The organism is Psychromonas aquatilis (assembly GCF_038155185.1).
Lineage (GTDB): Bacteria > Pseudomonadota > Gammaproteobacteria > Enterobacterales > Psychromonadaceae > Psychromonas > Psychromonas aquatilis.
On record NZ_JBAKAZ010000055.1, the window covers coordinates 1 to 21,347 of the forward strand.

A 21,347-nucleotide genomic window follows, 5' to 3' on the forward strand; every position below is an offset into this window, starting at 1 on the left:
TTTGCTTCTTTCTCTTCTGACAAGAGAAAGAAGATCGCCGACAAGGCGAAACCAACCGTTACTAAACATCAATCAGCTAAAACGAGCGCAGACGAGGCAATAACAAATAAGGAACCATAAACTTACTTTCAGTCTCCCTTGCAGATCCAATGAATAAAAGAACACACTTCACCGGTTACCTTGTAATATTTTCTTCGATGAATTTTGTTTATGGCTTTCGATTTGACGCAAGCAGGGAGAATGCTACTTTTGACTTCTATTATTTTTTGGGGTGATTACCGCTTCAGCCTCCCTTGCAGATGCAATGAATAAAAGAACACACTTCTCTAGTTACCTTTTCATATTTACCTTCGATGAATTTTGTGTGATGTTTTCGATTTGACGCAAGCAGGGAGACTAAAGTCACCGCCCCAGGTGAAGTTTTGGTTTTTGCTTTGATGCATGCAAAGAGACTGAAGTCACTGCCCCGGATAAAGCATTATTTATTAGTAAATGGTAAAGCTCTATGAATTAAACTCCGATCTAAAATCATCGAAGTCATTAAACAAAAAGTGCACATAACACTATCGCGATAACCACATGCCTCCGTTGCGTTTTCCTAATATCAACAATGTGGTTAGCAATGGTAAACAGGACGTTTGCGGTAGTCTCAGAAAGCACATGGATGTGCTTCCTGAGGCGGTGCGTTAAAACCATATTGTTGAGATTAGATCAGAAAACAATCCGGAGTCAGTCTCTTTGCTTCTTTCTCTTCTGACAAGAGAAAGAAGATCGCCGACAAGGCGAAACCAACCGCTATTAACACCGTAAAGCTAAAACGAGCGCAGACGAATTAACAATAAATGAAGAACCATTAACCTGGTTTGGGGCGATGCTTATGAGGTTAGCAAAACCGAAGATATGCCCCTTTCAACAGCCATTTAATGCTCAAGCAACCAATTCATCAAAGCCTCTAGCCCTTTTTTCTTTGAGGTCGCTGCATATAAAAAATAATAAGCTTTGCCAGATTTAACCTGCAAAGGATGTGGCATTACCAGACGTCCGGCATTCACATCTAAAGAAGCTAACATTACATCACCAATACTTATACCAAACCCTTCTTTTGCAGCACTCACCGCAAGGTCTAAAGTCGCAAAATGTTGATTATGCTTTGAGCTTGATAAATGACCTTGTGCTGCTTCTAACCATAACGCCCAATCACTTTGCTTAGGGGTAGAATGCAGCCAAGGAAAATCACTCATCTCTGAAATTGTTAATTGCGATCGCCCTTCAGGTAAAAATGAAGCACAACACACAGGAGTTAAATATTCATCGAATAACTTTTGTTGAATTAAACTTGAATCATTAATCACGTCTGCGTAACAAATAATCGCATCAAAATCGCCAGAAGATAACTTCACATCATGCTCAATGGATGAGGTTAACTCTACTTTTTGCTCTGGAAAAGCACGCTGATAAGCCATGATTTTAGGTAATAACCAAGTCGTGATACAACTCGGTGCTTTTAATCTAATCACAGGCTTAATGGCAGAAATTTTTTCAACTGCACTTTGTAGGTCATCAATAATCTTCTGTGCTAAAGGTAAAAACTCACGACCTTGTTCAGTAAGGCTTAACCCTCTTGCATGTCGATGAAACAAAATCACATTAAGCTTTTTCTCTAATCCTAGGATTTGTCTACTTACCGCCCCTTGAGTCACATTCAACGCCTCAGCAGCCAAGGTGAACTTTAAGTGCTTGCTAGTCATAATAAATGCTTGCATATCTTTTGTTGAAGGTAATCTAGTTTGCATGGTTTGTATCATCTTATTCAAAGAAGCTTATAAGCTATGAGTTTAATTCATAGCTAGTATACCGATTTTTCGTTTTTTATTTTAACAATCATTTGCTTAAATCCATTTTATCGAAAAATGAATATTTATGCTCAATTACAGACTAAATATTCACTAGTTGTCATGCATTTATCATCATTGGAAATATAGTTAATGGACTCTTTAGCATCAAAGTTAGTACCTCAAGCCGTAGAAAAGCTTATTCCTTATCAATCAGCAAGACGCTTAGGGGGTAATGGACACTTATGGCTTAATGCTAATGAACTTGAAGACTGTGCTCAATACGGTGATCTTTCTAAAGGTAGCAACGATAAATATAATCGATACCCAGACTTTTTACCGCATGATACCGCCGCTGCATATATTAAATATTGTCAGCAAGAAGTCGCTAACTTAGACACAGAAATCATTACCGTACGTGGTGCAGATGAAGCGATTGACCTGTTAGTACGTACCTTTTGCCACCCAGGTAAAGATCAAATCATTATTTGTCCACCAACCTATGGTATGTACGAATTTTGTGCTGATTCATTTGCCGTTCAAACATGCAAAATACCATTAACAGATGACTTTCAATTAAACGTTGAAGAGATCAAACAACAACTACCAAACAGCCCATTGTTATTCTTATGTTCGCCAAATAACCCAACCGGTAATAGCATTAACCAAGCAGATATTATTAGCCTATTAGAGGCGAGTAAAGAAACCACACTGGTCGTTATTGATGAAGCTTATATTGAGTTTTCAGAGCATCAAAGTGCATTACACTTAATGAATAAATACCCACATTTAATTATTATTCGTACGTTATCAAAGGCATTTGGTTTAGCAGCAATACGATGTGGATTTTTATTAGCAGATCAAAGCGTAATGACATATGTTAACCGTTTAGTTGCGCCCTACCCAATTGCCGATCCAACCGCTGAAATCGCATTAAAAGCGTTATCGGATGATGGGTTAAGCCTAATGCAACAACAAACAGATCAGTTAATAGAAACAAAACAATGGTTTAAACAACAGCTCACGTATTTAGACTCGATACTGCATATTTATGATAGTGAAACTAACTTCATCTTAATTAAATTCAAAGAAAGTATCGATGCCTATCAACAACTCAGTGCGCAAGGTATTGTTACTAGAAACCAAGCGCATGAACCCGCTTTAATGGATTGTGTACGCATCACCATCGGTTCAAAAGAAAGCATGCTTGAAACGCTAAACGCACTTAAAAAATTAAATTAATTAAGCTTAAAAGGATTTTAAAATGAAAAAACTCAGTATCGCAGCTATCTTATTATCATCAATGATGATCGCTCCACTACAAGCAGAACAATCAAAGCCAGTACGTTTAGCATCAGACTTCACTTACCCGCCATTTAACTATAAAGATAGTTCAGGTACACCAGTCGGATTTGACATTGAAATTGCTGACGCATTATGTGAACAAGCAAAACTTAACTGTGAATGGGTAACGCTAGGTTGGGATGGCTTAATTCCAGGATTAATGTCTAACAAAGCAGACGTGATCATGGCTTCAATGCGCATCACAGAAGATCGTAAAAAACGCGTTTTATTTACCGATAAGTACTACCAAACGCCAGCAAGCTTTGTCGCTAAAAAAGAAGCAGACTTTACGATTGATAAAGCCGGATTAACAGGTAAAACCATTGGTGTGCAAGTTGGTACTATTCATGATAACTATGTAACTGATATGTATGGTGATGTTGCAGATATCAAACGTTACGATGGCCAAGATAAAGTTTACATCGACCTAATTAACGGTCGTCTTGATACTGCCTTTGCAAACTCGGATCAATTAGTTTTAGCTTTCTTAGAAAAAGAAAATGGCGCTGACTACGAACTAAAAGGTAAATCAGTCACGGATAAAGCTTACATTGGTGAAGGCACAGCACTTGCACTACGTAAACGTGATAAAGCATTAGCTGAAAAATTCAATGCCGCAATCGCTGAAATTAGAAAGAATGGGACTTACGATAAAATAGCTTCTAGCTACTTTAAATTTGATATTTATGGTGAATAATCCCTTATAAAAATATCAATGGAATACAGCTGAGCAAAGATAACAACTCAGCTGTATTCCACTTTTTATTTACTTAAATTAATTAAAAAAGCAAATTCTCTAGCAATATCTTCAAAATGCTTAAAGCGCCCAGACTTTCCACCGTGTCCAGCTTCCATGTCTGTATAAAGTAATAACTGGTTTTGATCAGTTTTTAACGCACGTAATTTAGCAACCCATTTTGCAGGCTCCCAATATTGTACTTGCGAATCATGTAACCCAGTTGTCACCAACATATTAGGGTAAGCTTTTTCAGTGACCTGATCGTAAGGACTATAACTTAAAATATAATCATAGTACTCAGGGTCATTTGGATTGCCCCACTCGTCATACTCACCGGTTGTTAATGGAATAGACTCATCTAACATGGTTGAAACAACATCAACAAATGGCACCGCCGCTACCACACCACGATACAACTCAGGTGCCTGATTAATGATAGCGCCCATTAATAATCCACCAGCACTGCCGCCCATTGCAAATACCTTGTCAGCCGCACCGTACTGCTGTTCAACAAGTGCTTTAGACACATCAACAAAGTCGTTAAAGGTATTTTTCTTATGTAATAGCTTACCTTGCTCATACCATTCACGCCCAAGATCTTCGCCACCACGCACATGCGCAACCGCATACACAAAACCACGATCTAACAAGCTGAGATTAGCAGAACTAAAGCCAATATCCATACTGTGTCCATATGAACCATAGGCATACACTAGCAATGGATTATGATGATCAAATAAAGCCGTTTTATAAACTAATGAAACAGGTACATCAACGCCATCACGCGCCTTCACCCAAACACGTTCGCTTTTATAATCAGCACTAGAAAAGTCACCAACAACCTTACTTTGCTTTAATAAAATCGTTTCACCACTCTCTAAATCCAATTCATAGACAGTTGAAGGGGTAGTAAATGAAGTATATTGATAACGAAACTTACTGCTATTCGCTTGCGGATTATAATGACTAAACACAGTGTAAACCGGGTCATTAAATTTAAGCGTACGTGACTCGCCTGTTTTAAAGTTAATTTGGCGTAATAATGGCAACCCTAGCTCACGCTCTTCAACCACCAGCCAATCATTCATTAACTCATAGCCTTCAAGTAACACTGATTCTCTCGCGGCGATCAATGTTGTCCAGTCTTGTGGTTGAGTCACTTCAAAAGTCGTTTGATTAGAAGAAACGGTATGCAGTGCAAAGTTTTTGCCGGTCATATTACTGCGAATAAAGAACTGATCTTGAAAGTGATCCACACTGTACTCATGGTCACGCTGCCTTGGTAAAAAACAGGTAAAGTTATCTTGCGGTTTATCTGCATCTAATATCAAGCATTCAGAAGTCATCGTACTGTCTGCACAAATCACTAAATACTGCTCAGATCTTGTTTTATACAAGTTTAGATAATAAGTGTCGTCTAGCTCTTCATATAACAACACATCGTTGGCAGGAGAGTCGCCTAATATATGGCGATAAACTTGATAAGAAAGCAGGGTTTGCTCATGTTGTTTAACATAAAAAACCGTTTTATTATCGTTTGCCCATACCACGTCATTCACATGTTCAATGCATTCTTCAAATAAACTGTTATTCGATAGATCTTTAAAACGTAACGTATATTGACGGCGGCTCACTGTATCTTCAGTAAAAGCTAGGATCATAGAATTAGGAGAAAGACTTAACTCCCCTAACTGATAATAAGCCAATCCTTGTGCACGTTCATTACAATCAAAAAAGATCTCTTCTTCAGCTTCCATACTCCCCTTACGTCGACAATAGACACTATAATCCTTGCCTTGATCGTAACGGGAAGTATACCAAAATCCCTTTTGGAAATAGGGAACAGACTCTAATGCAGGCTCTTGTTTTGCAACCATTTCATCATAAAGATCTTGCTGTAATCCTGACAAAGGTGTCATCTGTTGCTCTGTATACGCATTTTCAGCTTCTAAATAAGCTAAAACCTCAGGATCTTTTCTATCATCATCACGTAACCAAAAGTAATTATCTTGGCGCTGATGACCATGAGTTTCGTGTATGTGGGGTTTGATTTCGGCAACTGGGGCAAGGACATTAACTGTGTTATTCATCAATTCTCTCTTTAATGGGATCTACATACGCACTAGGCTAAATTAACAATACAGGGGATAAACAGGGAAAGATAGCCAATCAAAATATTAATAGAAAAGTAAACCACAGAGAAGTTAGAACTTACACATTCTCTAGCAGAAATGAGGTTAAATAAGAAAAATCCCCCCCTCCTCAGTATGGATCTGTACGCAATGATCTTGATCCCTTAGTAGCATGCAAGCAGGGAGACTAAAGTCACCGCCCCAGGTAAATGTGACTTTTGGGGCGGTGGGCGAATTAAGCGCCAGCTTAGTCTCATGAGCGGAGGAGCTCTGCGACTCCTTTTTTCAGCCTCCCTTGTAAGTGAAATAATTAAAAGAACGAACCTCACTAGTTACCTTCTGATATTTACCGTCGATGAATTTTGTATGATATTTTCGATTTGATGCAGCGGGGAGACTAAAGTCACCGCCCCAAGGGAATATAACTGCTACTTTCGGGGCGGTGGCTTCAGCCTCCCTTGAAGATGCAATATTGATTAGCAAACTGTAAAGCTCTATGAATTAAACTCCGATCTAAAATCATCGAAGTCATTAAACAAAAAGTGCACATCACACTATCGCGATAACCACATGCCTCCGTTGCGTTTTCCTAATATCAACAATGTGGTTCGCAACAGCAAACAGGACGTTTTCTGTAGCCTCAGAAAGCACATGGATGTGCTTCCTGAGGCGGTGCGTTAAAACCATATTGTTGAGATTAGATCAGAAAACAATCCGGAGTCAGTCTCTTTGCTTCTTTCTCTTCTGACAAGAGAAAGAAGATCGCCGACAAGGCGGAACCAACCGTTAATAAACATCAATAAGCTAAAACGAGCGCAGACGAGGCAATAATAAATGAAGAATCATAAACCTGCTTTGGGGCGGTGAGGTTTTTGCTTTGACGCAGGCAGGGAGACTAAAGTCACCGCCCCAGGTAAATGTGACTTTTGGGGCGGTGGGCGAATTAAGCGCCAGCTTAGTCTCATGAGCGGAGGAGCTCTGCGACTCCTTTTTTCAGCCTCCCTTGTAAGTGAAATAATTAAAAGAACGAACTTCACTAGTTACCTTCTCATATTTACCGTCGATGAATTTTGTTTAATGTTTACGATTTAACGCAAGCAGGGAGACTAAAGTCACCGCCCCGAGTAAAGGATTATTTATTAGCAAACGTTAAAGCTCTATTAATTAAGCTCCCTATCTAAAAGTCACCGAAGCGATTAAACAAAAAGTGCACATCACACTATCGCGATAACCACACACCTCCGTTGCGTTTTCCTAATATCAACAATATGGTTAGCAACGGCAAACAGGACGTTTGCGGTAGCCTCAGAAAGCACATGGATGTGCTTCCTGAGGCGGTGCGTTAAAACCATATTGTTGAGATTAGATCAGAAAACAATCCGGAGTCAGTCTCTTTGCTTCTTTCTCTTCTGACAAGAGAAAGAAGATCGCCAACAAGGCGAAACTCACCGTTAATAAACATCAATAAGCTAAAACGAGCGCAGACGAATTAACAATAAATGAAGAATCATTAACCTGCTTTGGGGCGGTGAGTTTTTTGGTTTAACGCAAACAGAGAGACTAAAAAGATACGTTAATCTTTTTTCAACCAACCATTACTTACTGCAAGATCCGTTTGTTGTACCACGTATTGCCATAATTTTGGGGCAATATATTCCAGGTGTTTGTTACGTGCTAATACCTGTGGTTGACTGATCTTATGCTTAGCCCAGCTACCGCCATTATTATTCATGTTTTGCACTAATGGTAAAATTCTATCCATTGCTTTTGCAAACCTAGCATCATTACTTTCCGCCGCTTCAAACTCAAACCATAACGCCTTGTATTGTTCGTGTTGTTGTGGCGGTAATAAGCCAAATAAACGTTCAGCAGCTTGTGCTTCTTTCAATGCTTGTTGTGCATGATCTTGTTGCTCTGCAAATGCAAATAAATCCCCTGCATCAATCTCAATAATGTCATGTATTAATAACATCTGAACAACGCGTTCAATATCGATAGGATACTCTGCATAATCTTTTAAGATCTGTGCTGTTAATGCGATATGCCAACTATGCTCTGCACTATTTTCATGGCGATCTTTATCTTCTTTAACGGTAGTTTGACGATACACCGCTTTTAATTTATCAATTTCTAAAACGAAGGCTAATTGTTGAGACAAATCCGTCATTGATGACCTCTAAATAAGTTAATTACTGCTAAAAATGATCCGCTAAGATCATTGCATCTTGTGGCATAAGACTACTATGCCACAAGCTATTTTATACGCCATCTAAAACTATTTCTTTATGGCTGTAGGTTTTGCACTCGAATCTTTAATAAAAGGCCCTTTGGTTACCCAAATAAAACCAATTAACACAAAGAACAAACAACCTAACATATAAAAATAATCATTAGTCGACATCATATAAGATTGTTTTTCAACGATACTATTAATTGAGTAAAGGTTACTTTGTGTTGCCCCACCTATTTTATCTAAATACTCCACTGCACCGGGATTTTGCAAACTAACGTGCTCAGCTAAAGTGGCATGATGGTAATCTGCACGGCGGTTCCATATCCAGGTGGTTAAAGAAGAAGCAAAACTTGCGCCTAATACACGTAAAAAAGTGGTTAAACCCGATGCTTCTGCCACTTGGTCATGATCTAAGTTTGACAGGAAGATCGTAGTTAACGGCATAAACATAAACGCAATACCTATGCCCATGAATAACTGCACTTCAGCGACACTAGCAAAATCAACAAAGGTATTAAAGTTTGCACGTAAGAAACAAGAGATCCCGATGATCACAAAGGAGATACTCGCTAATAGGCGTAGATCCGTTTTATGAGCATACTTACCAATCAGAGGCGATAATATTAACGGTAAGATCCCCATCGGTGCAGCAGCAAGACCAGCCCAGATCGAGGTGTATCCCATGTAGATCTGCAACCACTGCGGTAAAATAATGTTGATCGCAAAAAATGCCGAATAACTTAACACTAAAGCGATCGTACCAAAGGCATAGTTACGATCTTTAAACAGATACAAATTGACGATCGGATTCTTTTCAGTGAGCTCCCAGATCACAAAAGAGATCAAAGCAATCACAGAAATGATCGTCATCACCACAATATTAGTCGATTCAAACCAATCGGCATTATTACCTAGATCTAACACAACCTGTAATAAACCAACGCCTAATACCAGCAGTGCGATCCCGATAATATCAACGGGTAATTTTGCCGTCGTATCTGCACGCCCTTTTAATTGTTGCCACACTACTAAACAACAAAAAATACCAATTGGAATATTAATAAAAAAGATCCAAGGCCATGAATAGTTATCTGTGATCCAGCCACCGGTGATCGGGCCTACAATGGGTGCAACAACAGTCACCATCGAAATCAAAGCCAATGCAGCCCCTCTTTTTACCGATGGGAAGATAGCCAATAACAAGGTTTGACACATTGGAAACATCGGGCCAGCAAAAAAGCCTTGTAGCGCACGAAAGGCAATAAGCTCAGGCATGCTGGTAGCGATACCACATAAAAAAGAGGTAAAGGTGAATAACGACACCGACAAAATAAATAATCGTAACTGTCCAATACGGCGAGACAACCATCCCGTTAACGGTAACGCAATGGCATTACACACAGCGAATGACGTTATTATCCAAGTACTTTGCTCGGAGCTCACACCTAAATTCCCAGCAATCGTCGGCAAGGCAACATTAGCAATCGTACTGTCCAATACTTGCATAAAAGTTGCCATCGCCAACGCGAGTACAGCAAGTACCATACTCGGTGGTGTATAGGTTGTATCTTTAATCGCAGCCATTATTTATCTTCTGAAAGTGCGATACCGACATTTTCATGCAGTATTTTAGTCACTAAATTATCGACTTCTAGCAGAGTATTTTCATACACATCAGTACCGAAACGCGCTTCTTGTTGTGCACTCTGTGGTAGTACACTGCCATCCGTATTTTTAATATCCACTTCAGCTATCATCGATAAACCAATTCTTAAAGGATACTTATCTTGGTTATCATCGGCTAAACGAATTTTAACTGGCAAACGCTGTACGATCTTAATCCAATTACCACTGGCATTTTGCGCAGGTAATAATGAGAATGCACTACCAGTACCGATCCCAAGACTCTCAATCACCCCTTTATATTCAACATCGTCACCGTATAAATCAGAAGTTAAAACCACTGGCTGACCAATACGCATATCCTTCATTTGGCTCTCTTTGAAGTTTGCATCTACCCATACTTCATGAAGCGGTACAATCACCATTAGTTGTGTACCTGGTTGCACTTGACTACCTAGTTGCACGGTACGTTTTGCCACATAACCGCTAATGGGTGCGACAATCTCAGTACGAATATTGTTTAAGTAGCTTTGACGTAAATTAGCAATCGCAGACTTAATCGCAGGATGTGTTTCTATCGCCGTATCATCCACCAAGGCCACGGTCATTTTTAATGCTTCTTGAGCCGCTAGATATTGGCTTTTAGTGGTTTCAACTAAATCTTTATAGTGATTTAAATCTTCACGTGAAATCGCACCTGATTTAGATAAATTTTGACGACGTTTATAATCATTAACCGCTTGATTATATTCAACCTTACTAGTTTCTACTCTGGCTTTTGCGTTATCGGCAGTAGCGTATAAACTGCGTACTTCACGAACCGAATTCGCTAACTTTGATTCCGCTTCTTGTAAGGCAATTTTGGTATCGTTTGAGTCCAAGGTGACTAACACTTGCCCCTTACTGACATAATCCCCCTCATCGGGCGTGACCTGGCTAACCGTCCCCGAAATTTGCGGAGAAATAACCACTAGATCGCCATTTACATAAGCATCATCGGTTTCTTCAACATATCGCCCATAGGTTTCATAATAAAAAAACCAAGCACCGCCCAATACCAGCACCACAATCAATAAAATCATAAAAGATTTTTTACGTTTATTGCTTGCTGCTTTAGGCTCAGCCGGCTGCTCTTTTATATTTTCCATTTTTAATTACTCACTATTTGTAATAAAAGACTAATATCAACCCAACTAACTCGTTTACTTTGAGCTAATCAAATAAATTCAAAGGTTAAACAGGCATTAAACGCTGCAATAAACCATTTAACTGTTCAACTTCTTGATCTGAAAGATCACCGACCATCAAGGGTCCTATTGTATTTTCCATCACCTCAATGCACGACATCAATAAAGATTCACCATTTTCCGTCAACGCCAATAACACACCCCGTTTATCTTCTGGATTTGGCCTTTTATCAAGCACTGATTTTTTAACTAAGCGATCAACCATGCGCGTCATTGAGCCACCGTTAATATCTAAATAATGGCAAATATCAACAGGCGCATTCATTTTATAAAAATGTACAGCAACCAATACTTTGAATTGTGCCGCTGTGATATCAAATGGCTCAAGATATTGATTAATCAACTTCTCTTTACGAAGATTTACTTGGCCAATCTGCCTTGCTAAGGCAATTCCCGTCGATTTAACATTTAAATTTTGCATAACAACTCTCACTTACTTGCCTAGGCAACTAATAATTTGTAGATATTACTGCCTAGGCAACTACTTTGTCAATTTAATTGCACTGGGTTTTATAAAAACCTAATTAAAAGATAAAAAGTTAAATTTCGGTCGCGAGTTGTTGAAGGTAATTTTCTATAAATTGACCGCGCTGTGTAGCGATACTACGTCCCAATCTTGTATTCATAGCATCTTTCAGTCGTAACAGTTTTTTATAGAAATGATCTAATGTAAATTGTTGATCGTCTAGCGATCTCACATCACTAAAAGGATCAACCTCAGAATATAAAGGACGTTGTAATTGGCTACTCACTTGAATACAACGCGCGACACCAATCGCACCCAATGCATCTAAACGATCTGCATCTTGTACTATCTTAGCTTCCAAGCTGGTTGCCTGTATTTCACCACTGACACTATGTGCAGAGATCGCATGATGAATAGCTAATAAATACTGTTGTGGGTAATCGAGACTTCTTAAAAAAACAATGGCTTTGTCTGCAGCATGTAAGGAGCTCTGAGAGCGTAGAGGGTGGTTTTTAGGGTAACTAACACAATCATGTAACCAAGCAGCGGGCAAAACAACATTAAGCTCTGCTTGCTCATCTTCAGCAATTAAGGTCGCCAATTTCACCACACGTTTAACATGCAATAAATCATGAGCGAGATCGGTTTTCATATTCTCACTAATAAACTGTTCACATTGAGCTTGATACTGTTTAAACATAACACCCTCATCAATAAAGTAGTTGATAGGGAAATACAGCTTTAATATCAGTACACTTCCCCAAAACCAAAAAACGCCCTACTAAGCAATTAGGCTAAGTAGAGCGTTCATCATAACTAAATAAAGAGGTTTAGCCTCTTATTAATTACAGAGCTGTTTCTAGAATTAAACGTGAACGCGCTAAATCGATAGAGCCATTCTCACCTAATTTAGTCATGCCGTGTGCTTCTAGGCTGACCATTGCGGTATCAACATCATCTTGACCTAATGAAATTTCAGTTAATGAAACCGGTGTATTCATTGCGCTAAAGAATTGTTTTGTTTGCTCAATAACCGCATCAATACGCTCATCTTCGCTGCCTTCAGTAATATTCCAAACACGCTCAGCGTATTGTAATAATTTTGCTTTTTTCTCTTCACGACAAACTTGCATAATCGCAGGCAATACAATTGTTAAACTACGGCCATGGTCAACACCAAAGTTACCCGTTAGTTCGTGACCAATCATATGCGTAGCCCAATCTTGTGGAACACCCACACCAATTAATCCGCTTAATGCTTGCGTTGCAGCCCACATTACATTGGTACGTGCTTCCATATTTTGTAAGTCATTAATTAACTTAGGACCTTCTTCAACTAATGTTAATAAAATACCTTCAGCAAAACGATCTTGAATTTTTGCATTCGCAGGGTAAGTTAAGTATTGCTCCATTACATGAACAAAAGCATCAACAACACCATTAGATGTTTGGCGCTCAGAAAGGCTCAATGTTGTTTGCGGGTCAAGTACTGCAAATTGTGGACGAACAAGTGGGTTACCAAATGCTAATTTATTAGTACCGCGTGTTACCACTGCTCCAGCATTCGTTTCTGAACCTGTTGCTGGTAACGTCATAATACAACCTAGTGGCAATGCACTTTTAATCTCTGCTTGTTTAGCAAGAATATCCCATGCTTCTTCACCTTCAAAATTAACTGCCGCAGCAATAAATTTTGTACCGTCAACCACTGAACCGCCGCCAACAGCTAATAGGTAATCAAAACCTTCTTGACGAATGCGCTCAACCGCCTTCATTAAAGTATCGTATTGTGGGTTAGGCTCAATACCTGAAAACTCATCCCAATTATGCTCTTTAAGTGCAGTAACAACTTGATCGTAAACGCCGTTGCCTTTAATTGAACCGCCACCGTAGGTCACTAATACTTTTTTATCTTTTGGAATACTGCCTGCAATCGCTGCAATTTGACCTTCACCAAAATGGATTGCTGTAGTGTTATGGTAACTAAAATTATTCATTTACTGCTCCTAAAAACGACATTCAAAAGTGAATCGTTTTATTTAAATTTATCAAACTTAACTATTGGTCTAGCTAATTACGCAACAACTGATGATTAAGATCACTTTTTAGTTGTGCACAATTTAATTGTGATCAATTATATATCGCATAAGCACAAAAAGACAAGTATATTGTGCACAATTTAAATTATTGAGAAAAAACATGACTAAAGAGCAAGCTAATAGGACACAACAAGAAGCGTCGGAAAATCCTGATTTAATGATAGAAAATCAGGTTTGTTTCTCGTTATATAGTGCCGCCAATGCCATTATCAGAGCCTATCGCCCAATGTTAAAATCTTTAGATTTAACTTATCCGCAATATTTAGTGATGATTGTACTGTGGCAATATGACGGTATTAATGTAAAAGCATTAGGTAATAAGCTTCACCTAGACTCGGGCACCCTAACTCCTCTATTAAAACGCTTAGAGAGCAAGCAGTTACTTAGCAGAGTACGTGGAGAAAAAGATGAACGTGTACGCGAGATTTACTTAACAGAGCAAGGTCAAAAATTAAAAGCACAAGCAGAAAAAGTGCCTAACCAAATGCTATGTAAATCTAAATTGCCGATTGATGAATTGTTAACCCTGAAAACAGGCTGTGACAAAATCTATGAGAATTTGGAAGAAGGCGAGTAGAACTAGGTTATAAAAAGCTAAGTTATAAAAAGCCAAGCTGTAAAGAAATAAGCGCTAAAAATGAAGAAGATGAGCTATCAAGATTAGCCCTATTAAGATCTAAATATCGCTAATAAGGCTAAGCAATGGTATTAGTCATTTAATGCGGTTAATTCACCACGAAGATCCGTTGTTAATAACTCTTTAACCACTTTATAACTTAATGATTGGCTTAATAAATAATGTAACTTAGCAATCACTGCTTCAGTGGTCATATCAATGCCACCAATCACACCAGCTTCACTTAACGCATGACCTGTTGCATAGCCGCCCATATTGACGCTGCCTTTTAAACATTGGCTGCAATTCACAATTAAAATTCCGCGATCGCTTGCTTCTTTTAAGGTTTTTAACAGCTCAGGGTCTTGCTGTGCATTCCCTACCCCGTAAGTTAATAACACCAATGCTTGCAGTGGACTTTTTAATAAATTATCCAGCACCTGCCAATCTAACCCAGGGAATAGATGTAAAATAGCAATCGATTGCTTATCAATTTTTCCAATGGTTAAACGTGTATTAACGGTGCGCTGTTTTTTACCGGCGATATTTTTAATATCAATACCAGCTTCTAACAATACTGGGTAATTAGGCGATACAAAGGCACTAAAACCATCAGCATGTTGTTTAGTCGTTCTATTGCCTCTAAACAGTTGGTTATTAAAGAAAAGACAAACTTCATTAATAGGATGATGGGCCGCGATAAATAATGAATTCAATAAGTTAGCACGTGCATCAGAGCGCAGTTGCGATAAGGGAATTTGCGATCCTGTGATGATCACGGGCTTGCTCAAGCTTTCAAAAATAAATGACAATGCAGACGCGGTATAAGACATGGTATCTGTACCATGTAGAATAATGAAGCCATCAAAGTCATGATAACGATCTTGAATATCCGTCGCTAATACCTGCCACGCTTCAGGGGAAATATCCGCAGAATCAATTAATGGCTCATACTCATGGATTTCAAACTCAGGCATATCATCATGATAAAACTCTGGCATATTTTTAATTGTTTCAGATAAATACCCTGCTACTGGAATAAACCCATTTTTAGAAGGTTTCATACCAATAGTACCGCCAGTATAGGCAATATAAATTCGCTTTTTTTCTTTCATTATTACAACTCGTTAACGTCAAATGTACCGTGAATAGCGGTTAAATTTATCGATCACCCTTACTCAGTAACCGTGTTTAGTTCTTCTACTGCTTTAGATTTTAATGCTTGTGTGCTGTTATCTTGATTAGCGATAACGTCAGCAATATTAGCCAGACTCTCAGCTAACTGCTGTGCTTGATCACCTGTAAACTTACCCTGTAGTGAACCTTGCAACTTATCTTTTAAAGCCGTGATAACAGCTTGCTTATCGATGTTATCCTCACCTTCCTTTAGCTCACTTACCGATGCGGCTAAGGCTTTCATTTCTGGAAATAAATTTGCATCCTTTAATGGCGACAAGGCTTTAATATTACTTAAGTCAGCATTATCTACCTTATCATCTAAGGTCATAATTAATGTGTCGACTTTATCCAGCGTCTGCTCACTGCGTTCATAAATGGGCGCAAAAGAGCGACTTTCTAACAAGCCCGTCAATTTATCAACACTTAAAAACAGTAAAACCAAAATAATGATAATAGGTAGTAGTAAGCCAGAGACTAATCCGATAAAAAAATTATTAAATCCTGCTGCAAAGTTTTTCATTTTATATTCCCTTATTTAAAACTCAGCGCGATCTTACTGTGTTTAACTAAAAAGGTATATAAACCCCATTGTGTTTATCGCAGATCATCGCTTGGTTTCCTTTCCCATCGATTATTGGCGTATAATGCGCTGCCTAAACATAAAGAGAATAATATGCGAATTCATGCCGTCCATCGATTATATGACTACAGATTAAGCCAAAGTACCCGCCCTTTTTTAGCCAGAGGTGGCAGTATTCCACGCTGTAAACACTGCATGTTATTACCTTACCTTTGTATTTGTTCAATCAAAAAAACCGTACCGAGCCAAAGTGCATTTTTATTATTGATGTACGATGATGAAATATTAAAACCTAGCAACACAGGCCGATTAATCGCTGATTTAATTGACGATACCCAGGCTTATATTTGGTCAAGAACGCAACCCAATACAGAGATGTTACGTTTTTTACAGGATCCACAATGGTATCCAATTGTTATTTTTCCCGATGAATATGCGCAACCACAAAGACCGGTGATAGACGATAAAACCAAGTTAGCTTTACCTGAAAAAAAACGACCACTGTTTATTCTATTAGACGGCACTTGGGCACAAGCGAAAAAGATGTTTCGTAAAAGTCCCTATTTAGATAACTACCCGGTTTTATCTTTTTCACCAGAAAGGTTATCTGAATATTTAATGCGTAAAGCCACCAAAGATAATCAACTGGCGACAGCAGAAGTGGCAAGTTTAACCTTAGAAAAATTGGGTGAGACGCATAATGCCCAGTTATTAACATTGCTATTTTCAACGTTTAGGGAAAATTATTTACTCGGCAAGTCGAGACAGCAACTGCCAGAACAAAGCTATCAAGCACAGTTAATAGAAGCGCTAGCGTAATAGAGATTAAAAATTAGAAAAGTAATAACTTAATAGTAGACAAATACTAACTAAAACGGAAAGTGATGACTTACATTCTTACTTTAAAAGTACAACTTTGATTAATCATTATGGCTTTAAAAGCAGATAATAAGGTAAATATCGCAGTATTTAAGCCGGTTTTTAACCTTAGCCCCTAAGTTAATTGAAAGTAATCACTAACTTTAAAAAAGATAATTTTATTAAAATCGGCTGAGTAAGCGATTAAAAATCTTAATTGACTATAAAAACCTTTTAATAATATATAAGATGACAGTAACTACTTACATACATTCGATATAATAAATGTAACTAACTGTCCTAATTGCTCAAAATCGAATCGTGGTAAATTACTGCTTTGTACATTTTGGTCAGTCACAAGTGCAATAATATGTTGGTCATTCAGATATAAAAAAGGCTGTTCACAAGCGGCTCTATTTAGCTCAATTTTAGGAAATGCTTGGTCGCGATAACCTTCCACCAGCACTAAATCTAATTGCTCTGTATTCAATAACGCTAACTGCTCACTCAATAAACTATCATGCGCGTCTTGATGTTCATGAAAACAAATTGAACGCTTAGGGCCCGCTAACACAACCTGAGAAGCACCGGCTTTCCGCAAGCGATAGCTGTCCTTACCGGGTTTATCCATCTCAATATCATGGTGACTATGTTTAATCAGTGCAATCCGTACACCTTTTGCATTCAGTAGTGGAATAAGTTGTTCAATTAACGTTGTTTTACCTGTACCGCTAAATGCGCAAAAGCCTAAAAGAGGCAATGGGAATGTACTTATAAAATCATTATTTATAAGTGACTTACCTGTTGGATTGGTTGCTTGGTTAGTTGTTGAATGCGTTATCGATGTCATTATTAAATCTCAAGAAAAAGCAATCTTAAAATGGTAGCATACCCCTCCAATTTTTCTTCTTAAATTCAGAGAACATAATGCCTTATTTACATGAATTCCTCGCGCTAACCATTATTCACTTACTCGCCGTCATGAGCCCGGGCCCAGATTTTGCGATCATTCTTAGACAAAGTATTAGTTTTGGACGTAAAACAGCGATACTAACCAGCTTTGGTATCGGCGCGGGCATTGCAGTGCATGTGGGGTATACCCTTTTAGGCATTGGTTTATTGATTTCACAATCGCCTACGTTAATGATGGTAGCCAAGTTAATTGGTGCGGCTTATATCAGTTATTTAGGGGTAAATTTATTACGCAGCCAACCTAGCACAGCAGGCAATAATATAAGAATCGATAATAACCCCAAGCATCAAAAAAAAGCATTTATGATGGGCTTTATGACAAATGTGTTCAATCCTAAAGTCACCTTGTTCTTTTTAGCTATATTTACAACGGTAGTAAGTGCTAACACCCCGATATTTGTACAATCCTTTTATGGACTATGGATAATAGTCACCAGCATCGCCTGGTTCAGCTTAGTGTCTTTCTTATTTTCAAAACCAGTCGTTCGCCAAAAGTTTTTGAAAAATGGCCATTGGTTTGAGCGAGTAATGGGAGTGATATTGTTAATATTCGCCATCAAATTAGTACTAGAGCTAATATAAGAAAAACATAGTCACCCTTGGGGCTGTGACTTTAGACCTTCCTGCTGCGTCCCCCTCAGACAATGATTCCACTAACCCTGCTACATACCATACTGGGGCGGTGACTTTAGTCTCCCTGCTTGCGTCAAGATCGAAAACCAAACAAAAATCATCGAAGAAAATACAGTGAGGTAACTAGTGAAGTGTGCTCTTTCATTCACAACACCTTCAAGGGAGGCTGAAGCCACCGCCCCGAAGAATACAATCAAGGCTGGAAAAGGAATCGCAGAGCATCTATCCTTGTGGCGGTGACTTTAGCCTCCCTGCTTGCGTCAAGTCGGGAGGCATTAAACAAAGTTTATGAGAAGGAAGCAGGTATTTGGTTACTGCTGACTAAATACCTAACCAGTTTAAAATGTATAATCCCATTTTGCCCATACATCAACTTGATGATTGTTAGCAATATTATCCGTATAAGTTGAATAAGTGTATGCACTACCCGCTTCTATCTCCCCACCAAACAGCGGCCAAATATAAGTAAAATCAATCTGAGTTGCTTGCTCAGCGATCGCAGTAACAGTATTACCACCAGGGCTAGGCGCATTTCTATTATCCATATTCAAATCTAAATAACGCAGGTTAGATTTCCATTTATGGCCATTATCACTAAAGCCAATAAATCCTAATACGTAGGTTTTATTATCATTATCATAGGTTGAACCGATCGAACGGCCTTGATAACGATAGCCTCCTTTATAAACACTGTGCTCATAAGTACAGTCACCATCAATACCTAAACAATGTGCGTTCGTATCCGTATATTCAAAAAACGTTTTCACAACTTGACTGCTCACGCGATAAGTCACATCAGCACCAACTAAATAGCTTTTCGCTTGATAAGATGGGAACGGATCGATACTAAAACCATCTTCCCCCATGCTTTCCCAATATATACCATAAGGTACACCATAAAGAGTGTCTCCCCAGCGAATATCTACCGCTGCGAGTTGGTTAGCCGGATTTTCACCAGAGGTTACATTTGAATCACCTGATAGCATGTCCCACCACGTTCCTGCGCCACAGCTTTTACCATCACCACAGATCTGAGCAGTACGAGATAAGCCAAGTTCCAGATTATGAATTGGCTTAATAGATGCCCTAAATGACCATAATAAGGTATTTTCTATTTCTCGATAATCATCATCATTCATCCAAGAAACACCGGTTGTGATAGCCCAAGGACCAAGCCATTCAAGCACTGGGATATCAAAAGCATCAGGGCTGTTTCTAGTTAATGTTAGTGAAGGAAGTGGACGTGCATTGGTACTTTTTGTGATTTGAGTATCCCAGCCTTGTCCGTAGGTTTGGTCATAACTACCGGCAGTAAAAACCCAATTTCCAAGCAACATACTTAAATAGCTACCATCAAGCGTTAGATCATCGCCATCTTCAGCATCATAGGCATAATTTGCTTTTAAGTTATAAACAAACCGCCCTTTTTGTCCTGTGTGCTCAAGACTTGCTTCTGCTTTATCTTTAACCGGAGAGCCAACATGTTGAAAACGTTGTGTTTCATTACTTGCAGCCAGTGATACTTTAGTCACAGAGTCATTATCGTGATATTCATTATATCGAGAAACAACTCGATAATAAGCATCTTGAATATTTGGAGCTAAGTCTTCTACATTGGCATTATTAATGCCTTTCATGACGCCACTCCACATCACTGGATAAGTTGTGGTCGGTGTAGTGATCACCCCCACATCAGCAAGCAGTTGTATATCAGCACGTAAATGTAAATCATCGGCATCAACCCAATGATAAGAGGCAACGGCATAGCCATTAAAGAAAAGACATGATAATAATGTTGTTTTTAATAGATTCTTAATCACTTTCACTTCCCTGTAAGGTAATAACCCACATACTATATCCTAGAAATGGATAGTATTATTACTTTTATATATTAAGTACGCAGTAGTAATCTTCTGCATACGATGCTTTTGACCACGGAATAGACCATTATAATGCTTTATAAACACGCATACCTTCTTGCAAATCACTATAAAAAGTTAATTCACCTTTGTCTAAGATAATCACACTATCACAAAACTCTTCGATTTCCTCAAGGTCATGACTAACCATGATTAAACTAGATGTTTTACGCTTAGCTAACAAAGCTTGACGTGCTTTCTTACGGAATTTGATATCCCCAACCGAAGTAGCCTCATCAATCAAATAAACATCGAAGTCAATAGCAATACAGCAACCAAAAGAAAGACGTGATTTCATACCGCTTGAGTAGTTTTTCACAGGTAAATCGTATTTAATGCCTAATCCTGCAAATTTTTTAACTTTTTCTTCATATTCATCTAAATCATCCACTCCGTTAACACGGCCAATGAAGCGTGTATTTTCACGTCCAGTCATCTGTGGGTGAATACCTGAAGATAAAGCAACAGGCCAAGAAATAGCTTTATCAGTGACAACCTTGCCTTTATTAGGATATTCACTACCAGCTAAAATTCTAAAAAGCGTCGACTTACCAGCACCATTAGAGCCTAATATCCCAATATTATGACCATCAGGGATCTCAAAGTTAATTGCTTTAAAGATATATTGAGGCCCTAAGTCAGAAGGATAGGATTTAGTCAAATTCTGTAGTTTTATCATGTAATAAATTACTTCTGTAAACGATAAGTTATAGTGTCGTTAATATACACGACAAGAATAACGAAAGAAAACTTCCAAAGGCCTAAATGCCAAAAACAAAAAAGCAACCACTAAGCGCTGCGCTTTCACAAAGAACACAAAGCCCCCTGTGTCAGACTAGTTGTCACTCCTTAGTTTTCACTTAATAATAAAGACA

General features: G+C 38.6%; 18 protein-coding genes. 5 read left to right on the forward strand and 13 right to left on the reverse strand.

The window, feature by feature from the left end:
* Positions 1-920: 920 nt before the first annotated feature.
* Positions 921-1,793, reverse strand: coding sequence for a LysR substrate-binding domain-containing protein (locus V6256_RS12470; RefSeq protein ID WP_341598550.1), 873 nt, complete (start codon positions 1,791-1,793; stop codon positions 921-923).
* Between the two features lie 192 nt (positions 1,794-1,985).
* On the opposite strand from V6256_RS12470, the gene hisC reads away from it, so the two are divergent.
* Together hisC and V6256_RS12480 are read left to right on the forward strand one after the other, a co-directional pair.
* A complete protein-coding gene (hisC, locus tag V6256_RS12475) occupies positions 1,986-3,074 on the forward strand; it encodes a histidinol-phosphate transaminase (RefSeq protein ID WP_341598551.1) in 1,089 nt (362 codons plus the stop codon).
* A 22-nt stretch (positions 3,075-3,096) separates the two neighbouring features.
* Entirely contained in the window at positions 3,097-3,873 is a 777-nt protein-coding gene (locus V6256_RS12480; RefSeq protein WP_341598552.1) for a transporter substrate-binding domain-containing protein, read from the forward strand.
* Positions 3,874-3,938: 65 nt separating this feature from the next.
* On the opposite strand, the gene V6256_RS12485 is transcribed toward V6256_RS12480, so the two are convergent.
* The 7 genes from V6256_RS12485 to V6256_RS12515 all read right to left on the reverse strand — a co-directional run bounded on the left by V6256_RS12485 (position 3,939) and on the right by V6256_RS12515 (position 13,613).
* Entirely contained in the window at positions 3,939-6,005 is a 2,067-nt protein-coding gene (locus V6256_RS12485; protein WP_341598553.1) for a S9 family peptidase, read from the reverse strand.
* 1,615 nt (positions 6,006-7,620) lie between these two features.
* Positions 7,621-8,214: an HD domain-containing protein gene (locus tag V6256_RS12490; RefSeq protein ID WP_341598554.1), complete on the reverse strand. Its 594-nt coding sequence runs from the start codon at positions 8,212-8,214 to the stop codon at positions 7,621-7,623.
* 108 nt (positions 8,215-8,322) lie between these two features.
* Entirely contained in the window at positions 8,323-9,864 is a 1,542-nt protein-coding gene (locus V6256_RS12495) for a DHA2 family efflux MFS transporter permease subunit (protein WP_341598555.1), read from the reverse strand.
* Entirely contained in the window at positions 9,864-11,051 is a 1,188-nt protein-coding gene (locus V6256_RS12500; protein ID WP_341598556.1) for an efflux RND transporter periplasmic adaptor subunit, read from the reverse strand. Before V6256_RS12500 ends, V6256_RS12495 begins: the two co-directional genes overlap by 1 nt.
* Before the next feature lie 85 nt (positions 11,052-11,136).
* Positions 11,137-11,571, reverse strand: a complete 435-nt coding sequence (locus V6256_RS12505; protein WP_341598557.1) for a MarR family transcriptional regulator — start codon at positions 11,569-11,571, stop codon at positions 11,137-11,139.
* A 118-nt stretch (positions 11,572-11,689) separates the two neighbouring features.
* Positions 11,690-12,316: an HD domain-containing protein gene (locus V6256_RS12510; protein WP_341598558.1), complete on the reverse strand. Its 627-nt coding sequence runs from the start codon at positions 12,314-12,316 to the stop codon at positions 11,690-11,692.
* A gap of 145 nt (positions 12,317-12,461) precedes the next feature.
* Complete coding sequence (locus tag V6256_RS12515) at positions 12,462-13,613, reverse strand: iron-containing alcohol dehydrogenase (RefSeq protein WP_341598559.1); 1,152 nt, start codon at positions 13,611-13,613, stop codon at positions 12,462-12,464.
* A gap of 202 nt (positions 13,614-13,815) precedes the next feature.
* Here V6256_RS12515 and ohrR point away from each other — a divergent pair, with 202 nt between their 5' ends.
* Entirely contained in the window at positions 13,816-14,292 is a 477-nt protein-coding gene (gene ohrR / locus V6256_RS12520; protein ID WP_341598560.1) for a transcriptional regulator OhrR, read from the forward strand.
* A gap of 131 nt (positions 14,293-14,423) precedes the next feature.
* Here the strand turns inward: ohrR and ansA are convergent, their stop codons facing one another.
* Both ansA and V6256_RS12530 read right to left on the reverse strand, forming a co-directional pair.
* On the reverse strand, positions 14,424-15,446 hold the full coding sequence (gene ansA, locus V6256_RS12525; protein ID WP_341598561.1) for an asparaginase: 1,023 nt from the start codon (positions 15,444-15,446) through the stop codon (positions 14,424-14,426).
* A 59-nt stretch (positions 15,447-15,505) separates the two neighbouring features.
* Positions 15,506-16,030, reverse strand: a complete 525-nt coding sequence (locus tag V6256_RS12530; RefSeq protein WP_341598562.1) for a hypothetical protein — start codon at positions 16,028-16,030, stop codon at positions 15,506-15,508.
* 153 nt (positions 16,031-16,183) lie between these two features.
* Here V6256_RS12530 and V6256_RS12535 point away from each other — a divergent pair, with 153 nt between their 5' ends.
* A complete protein-coding gene (locus V6256_RS12535) occupies positions 16,184-16,909 on the forward strand; it encodes a tRNA-uridine aminocarboxypropyltransferase (RefSeq protein WP_341598563.1) in 726 nt (241 codons plus the stop codon).
* A 298-nt stretch (positions 16,910-17,207) separates the two neighbouring features.
* Here V6256_RS12535 and mobB read toward each other — a convergent pair whose 3' ends face one another.
* Positions 17,208-17,798, reverse strand: coding sequence for a molybdopterin-guanine dinucleotide biosynthesis protein B (gene mobB / locus V6256_RS12540; RefSeq protein WP_341598564.1), 591 nt, complete (start codon positions 17,796-17,798; stop codon positions 17,208-17,210).
* A gap of 77 nt (positions 17,799-17,875) precedes the next feature.
* Between mobB and V6256_RS12545 the strand changes: the two genes are divergently transcribed.
* Positions 17,876-18,502, forward strand: coding sequence for a LysE family translocator (locus tag V6256_RS12545; RefSeq protein WP_341598565.1), 627 nt, complete (start codon positions 17,876-17,878; stop codon positions 18,500-18,502).
* Positions 18,503-18,891: 389 nt separating this feature from the next.
* Here V6256_RS12545 and V6256_RS12550 read toward each other — a convergent pair whose 3' ends face one another.
* Together V6256_RS12550 and V6256_RS12555 are read right to left on the reverse strand one after the other, a co-directional pair.
* Positions 18,892-20,373: a capsule assembly Wzi family protein gene (locus tag V6256_RS12550; protein WP_341598566.1), complete on the reverse strand. Its 1,482-nt coding sequence runs from the start codon at positions 20,371-20,373 to the stop codon at positions 18,892-18,894.
* 127 nt (positions 20,374-20,500) lie between these two features.
* Positions 20,501-21,151 (reverse strand): ABC transporter ATP-binding protein, encoded by a 651-nt coding sequence (locus tag V6256_RS12555; protein WP_341598567.1) that lies wholly within the window; start codon positions 21,149-21,151, stop codon positions 20,501-20,503.
* Between the last annotated feature and the right edge of the window lie 196 nt (positions 21,152-21,347).

Coding starts and splice junctions, on each gene's coding strand:
- hisC (WP_341598551.1), top strand. CDS start 1,986: ATGGACTCTTTAGCATCAAAGTTAGTACCTCAAGCCGTAGAAAAGCTT.
- V6256_RS12515 (WP_341598559.1), bottom strand. CDS start 13,613: ATGAATAATTTTAGTTACCATAACACTACAGCAATCCATTTTGGTGAA.
- V6256_RS12490 (WP_341598554.1), bottom strand. CDS start 8,214: ATGACGGATTTGTCTCAACAATTAGCCTTCGTTTTAGAAATTGATAAA.
- V6256_RS12505 (WP_341598557.1), bottom strand. CDS start 11,571: ATGCAAAATTTAAATGTTAAATCGACGGGAATTGCCTTAGCAAGGCAG.
- V6256_RS12535 (WP_341598563.1), top strand. CDS start 16,184: ATGCGAATTCATGCCGTCCATCGATTATATGACTACAGATTAAGCCAA.
- mobB (WP_341598564.1), bottom strand. CDS start 17,798: ATGACATCGATAACGCATTCAACAACTAACCAAGCAACCAATCCAACA.
- V6256_RS12545 (WP_341598565.1), top strand. CDS start 17,876: ATGCCTTATTTACATGAATTCCTCGCGCTAACCATTATTCACTTACTC.
- V6256_RS12480 (WP_341598552.1), top strand. CDS start 3,097: ATGAAAAAACTCAGTATCGCAGCTATCTTATTATCATCAATGATGATC.
- V6256_RS12530 (WP_341598562.1), bottom strand. CDS start 16,030: ATGAAAAACTTTGCAGCAGGATTTAATAATTTTTTTATCGGATTAGTC.
- V6256_RS12495 (WP_341598555.1), bottom strand. CDS start 9,864: ATGGCTGCGATTAAAGATACAACCTATACACCACCGAGTATGGTACTT.
- ohrR (WP_341598560.1), top strand. CDS start 13,816: ATGACTAAAGAGCAAGCTAATAGGACACAACAAGAAGCGTCGGAAAAT.
- V6256_RS12485 (WP_341598553.1), bottom strand. CDS start 6,005: ATGAATAACACAGTTAATGTCCTTGCCCCAGTTGCCGAAATCAAACCC.
- V6256_RS12510 (WP_341598558.1), bottom strand. CDS start 12,316: ATGTTTAAACAGTATCAAGCTCAATGTGAACAGTTTATTAGTGAGAAT.
- ansA (WP_341598561.1), bottom strand. CDS start 15,446: ATGAAAGAAAAAAAGCGAATTTATATTGCCTATACTGGCGGTACTATT.
- V6256_RS12500 (WP_341598556.1), bottom strand. CDS start 11,051: ATGGAAAATATAAAAGAGCAGCCGGCTGAGCCTAAAGCAGCAAGCAAT.
- V6256_RS12555 (WP_341598567.1), bottom strand. CDS start 21,151: ATGATAAAACTACAGAATTTGACTAAATCCTATCCTTCTGACTTAGGG.
- V6256_RS12470 (WP_341598550.1), bottom strand. CDS start 1,793: ATGCAAACTAGATTACCTTCAACAAAAGATATGCAAGCATTTATTATG.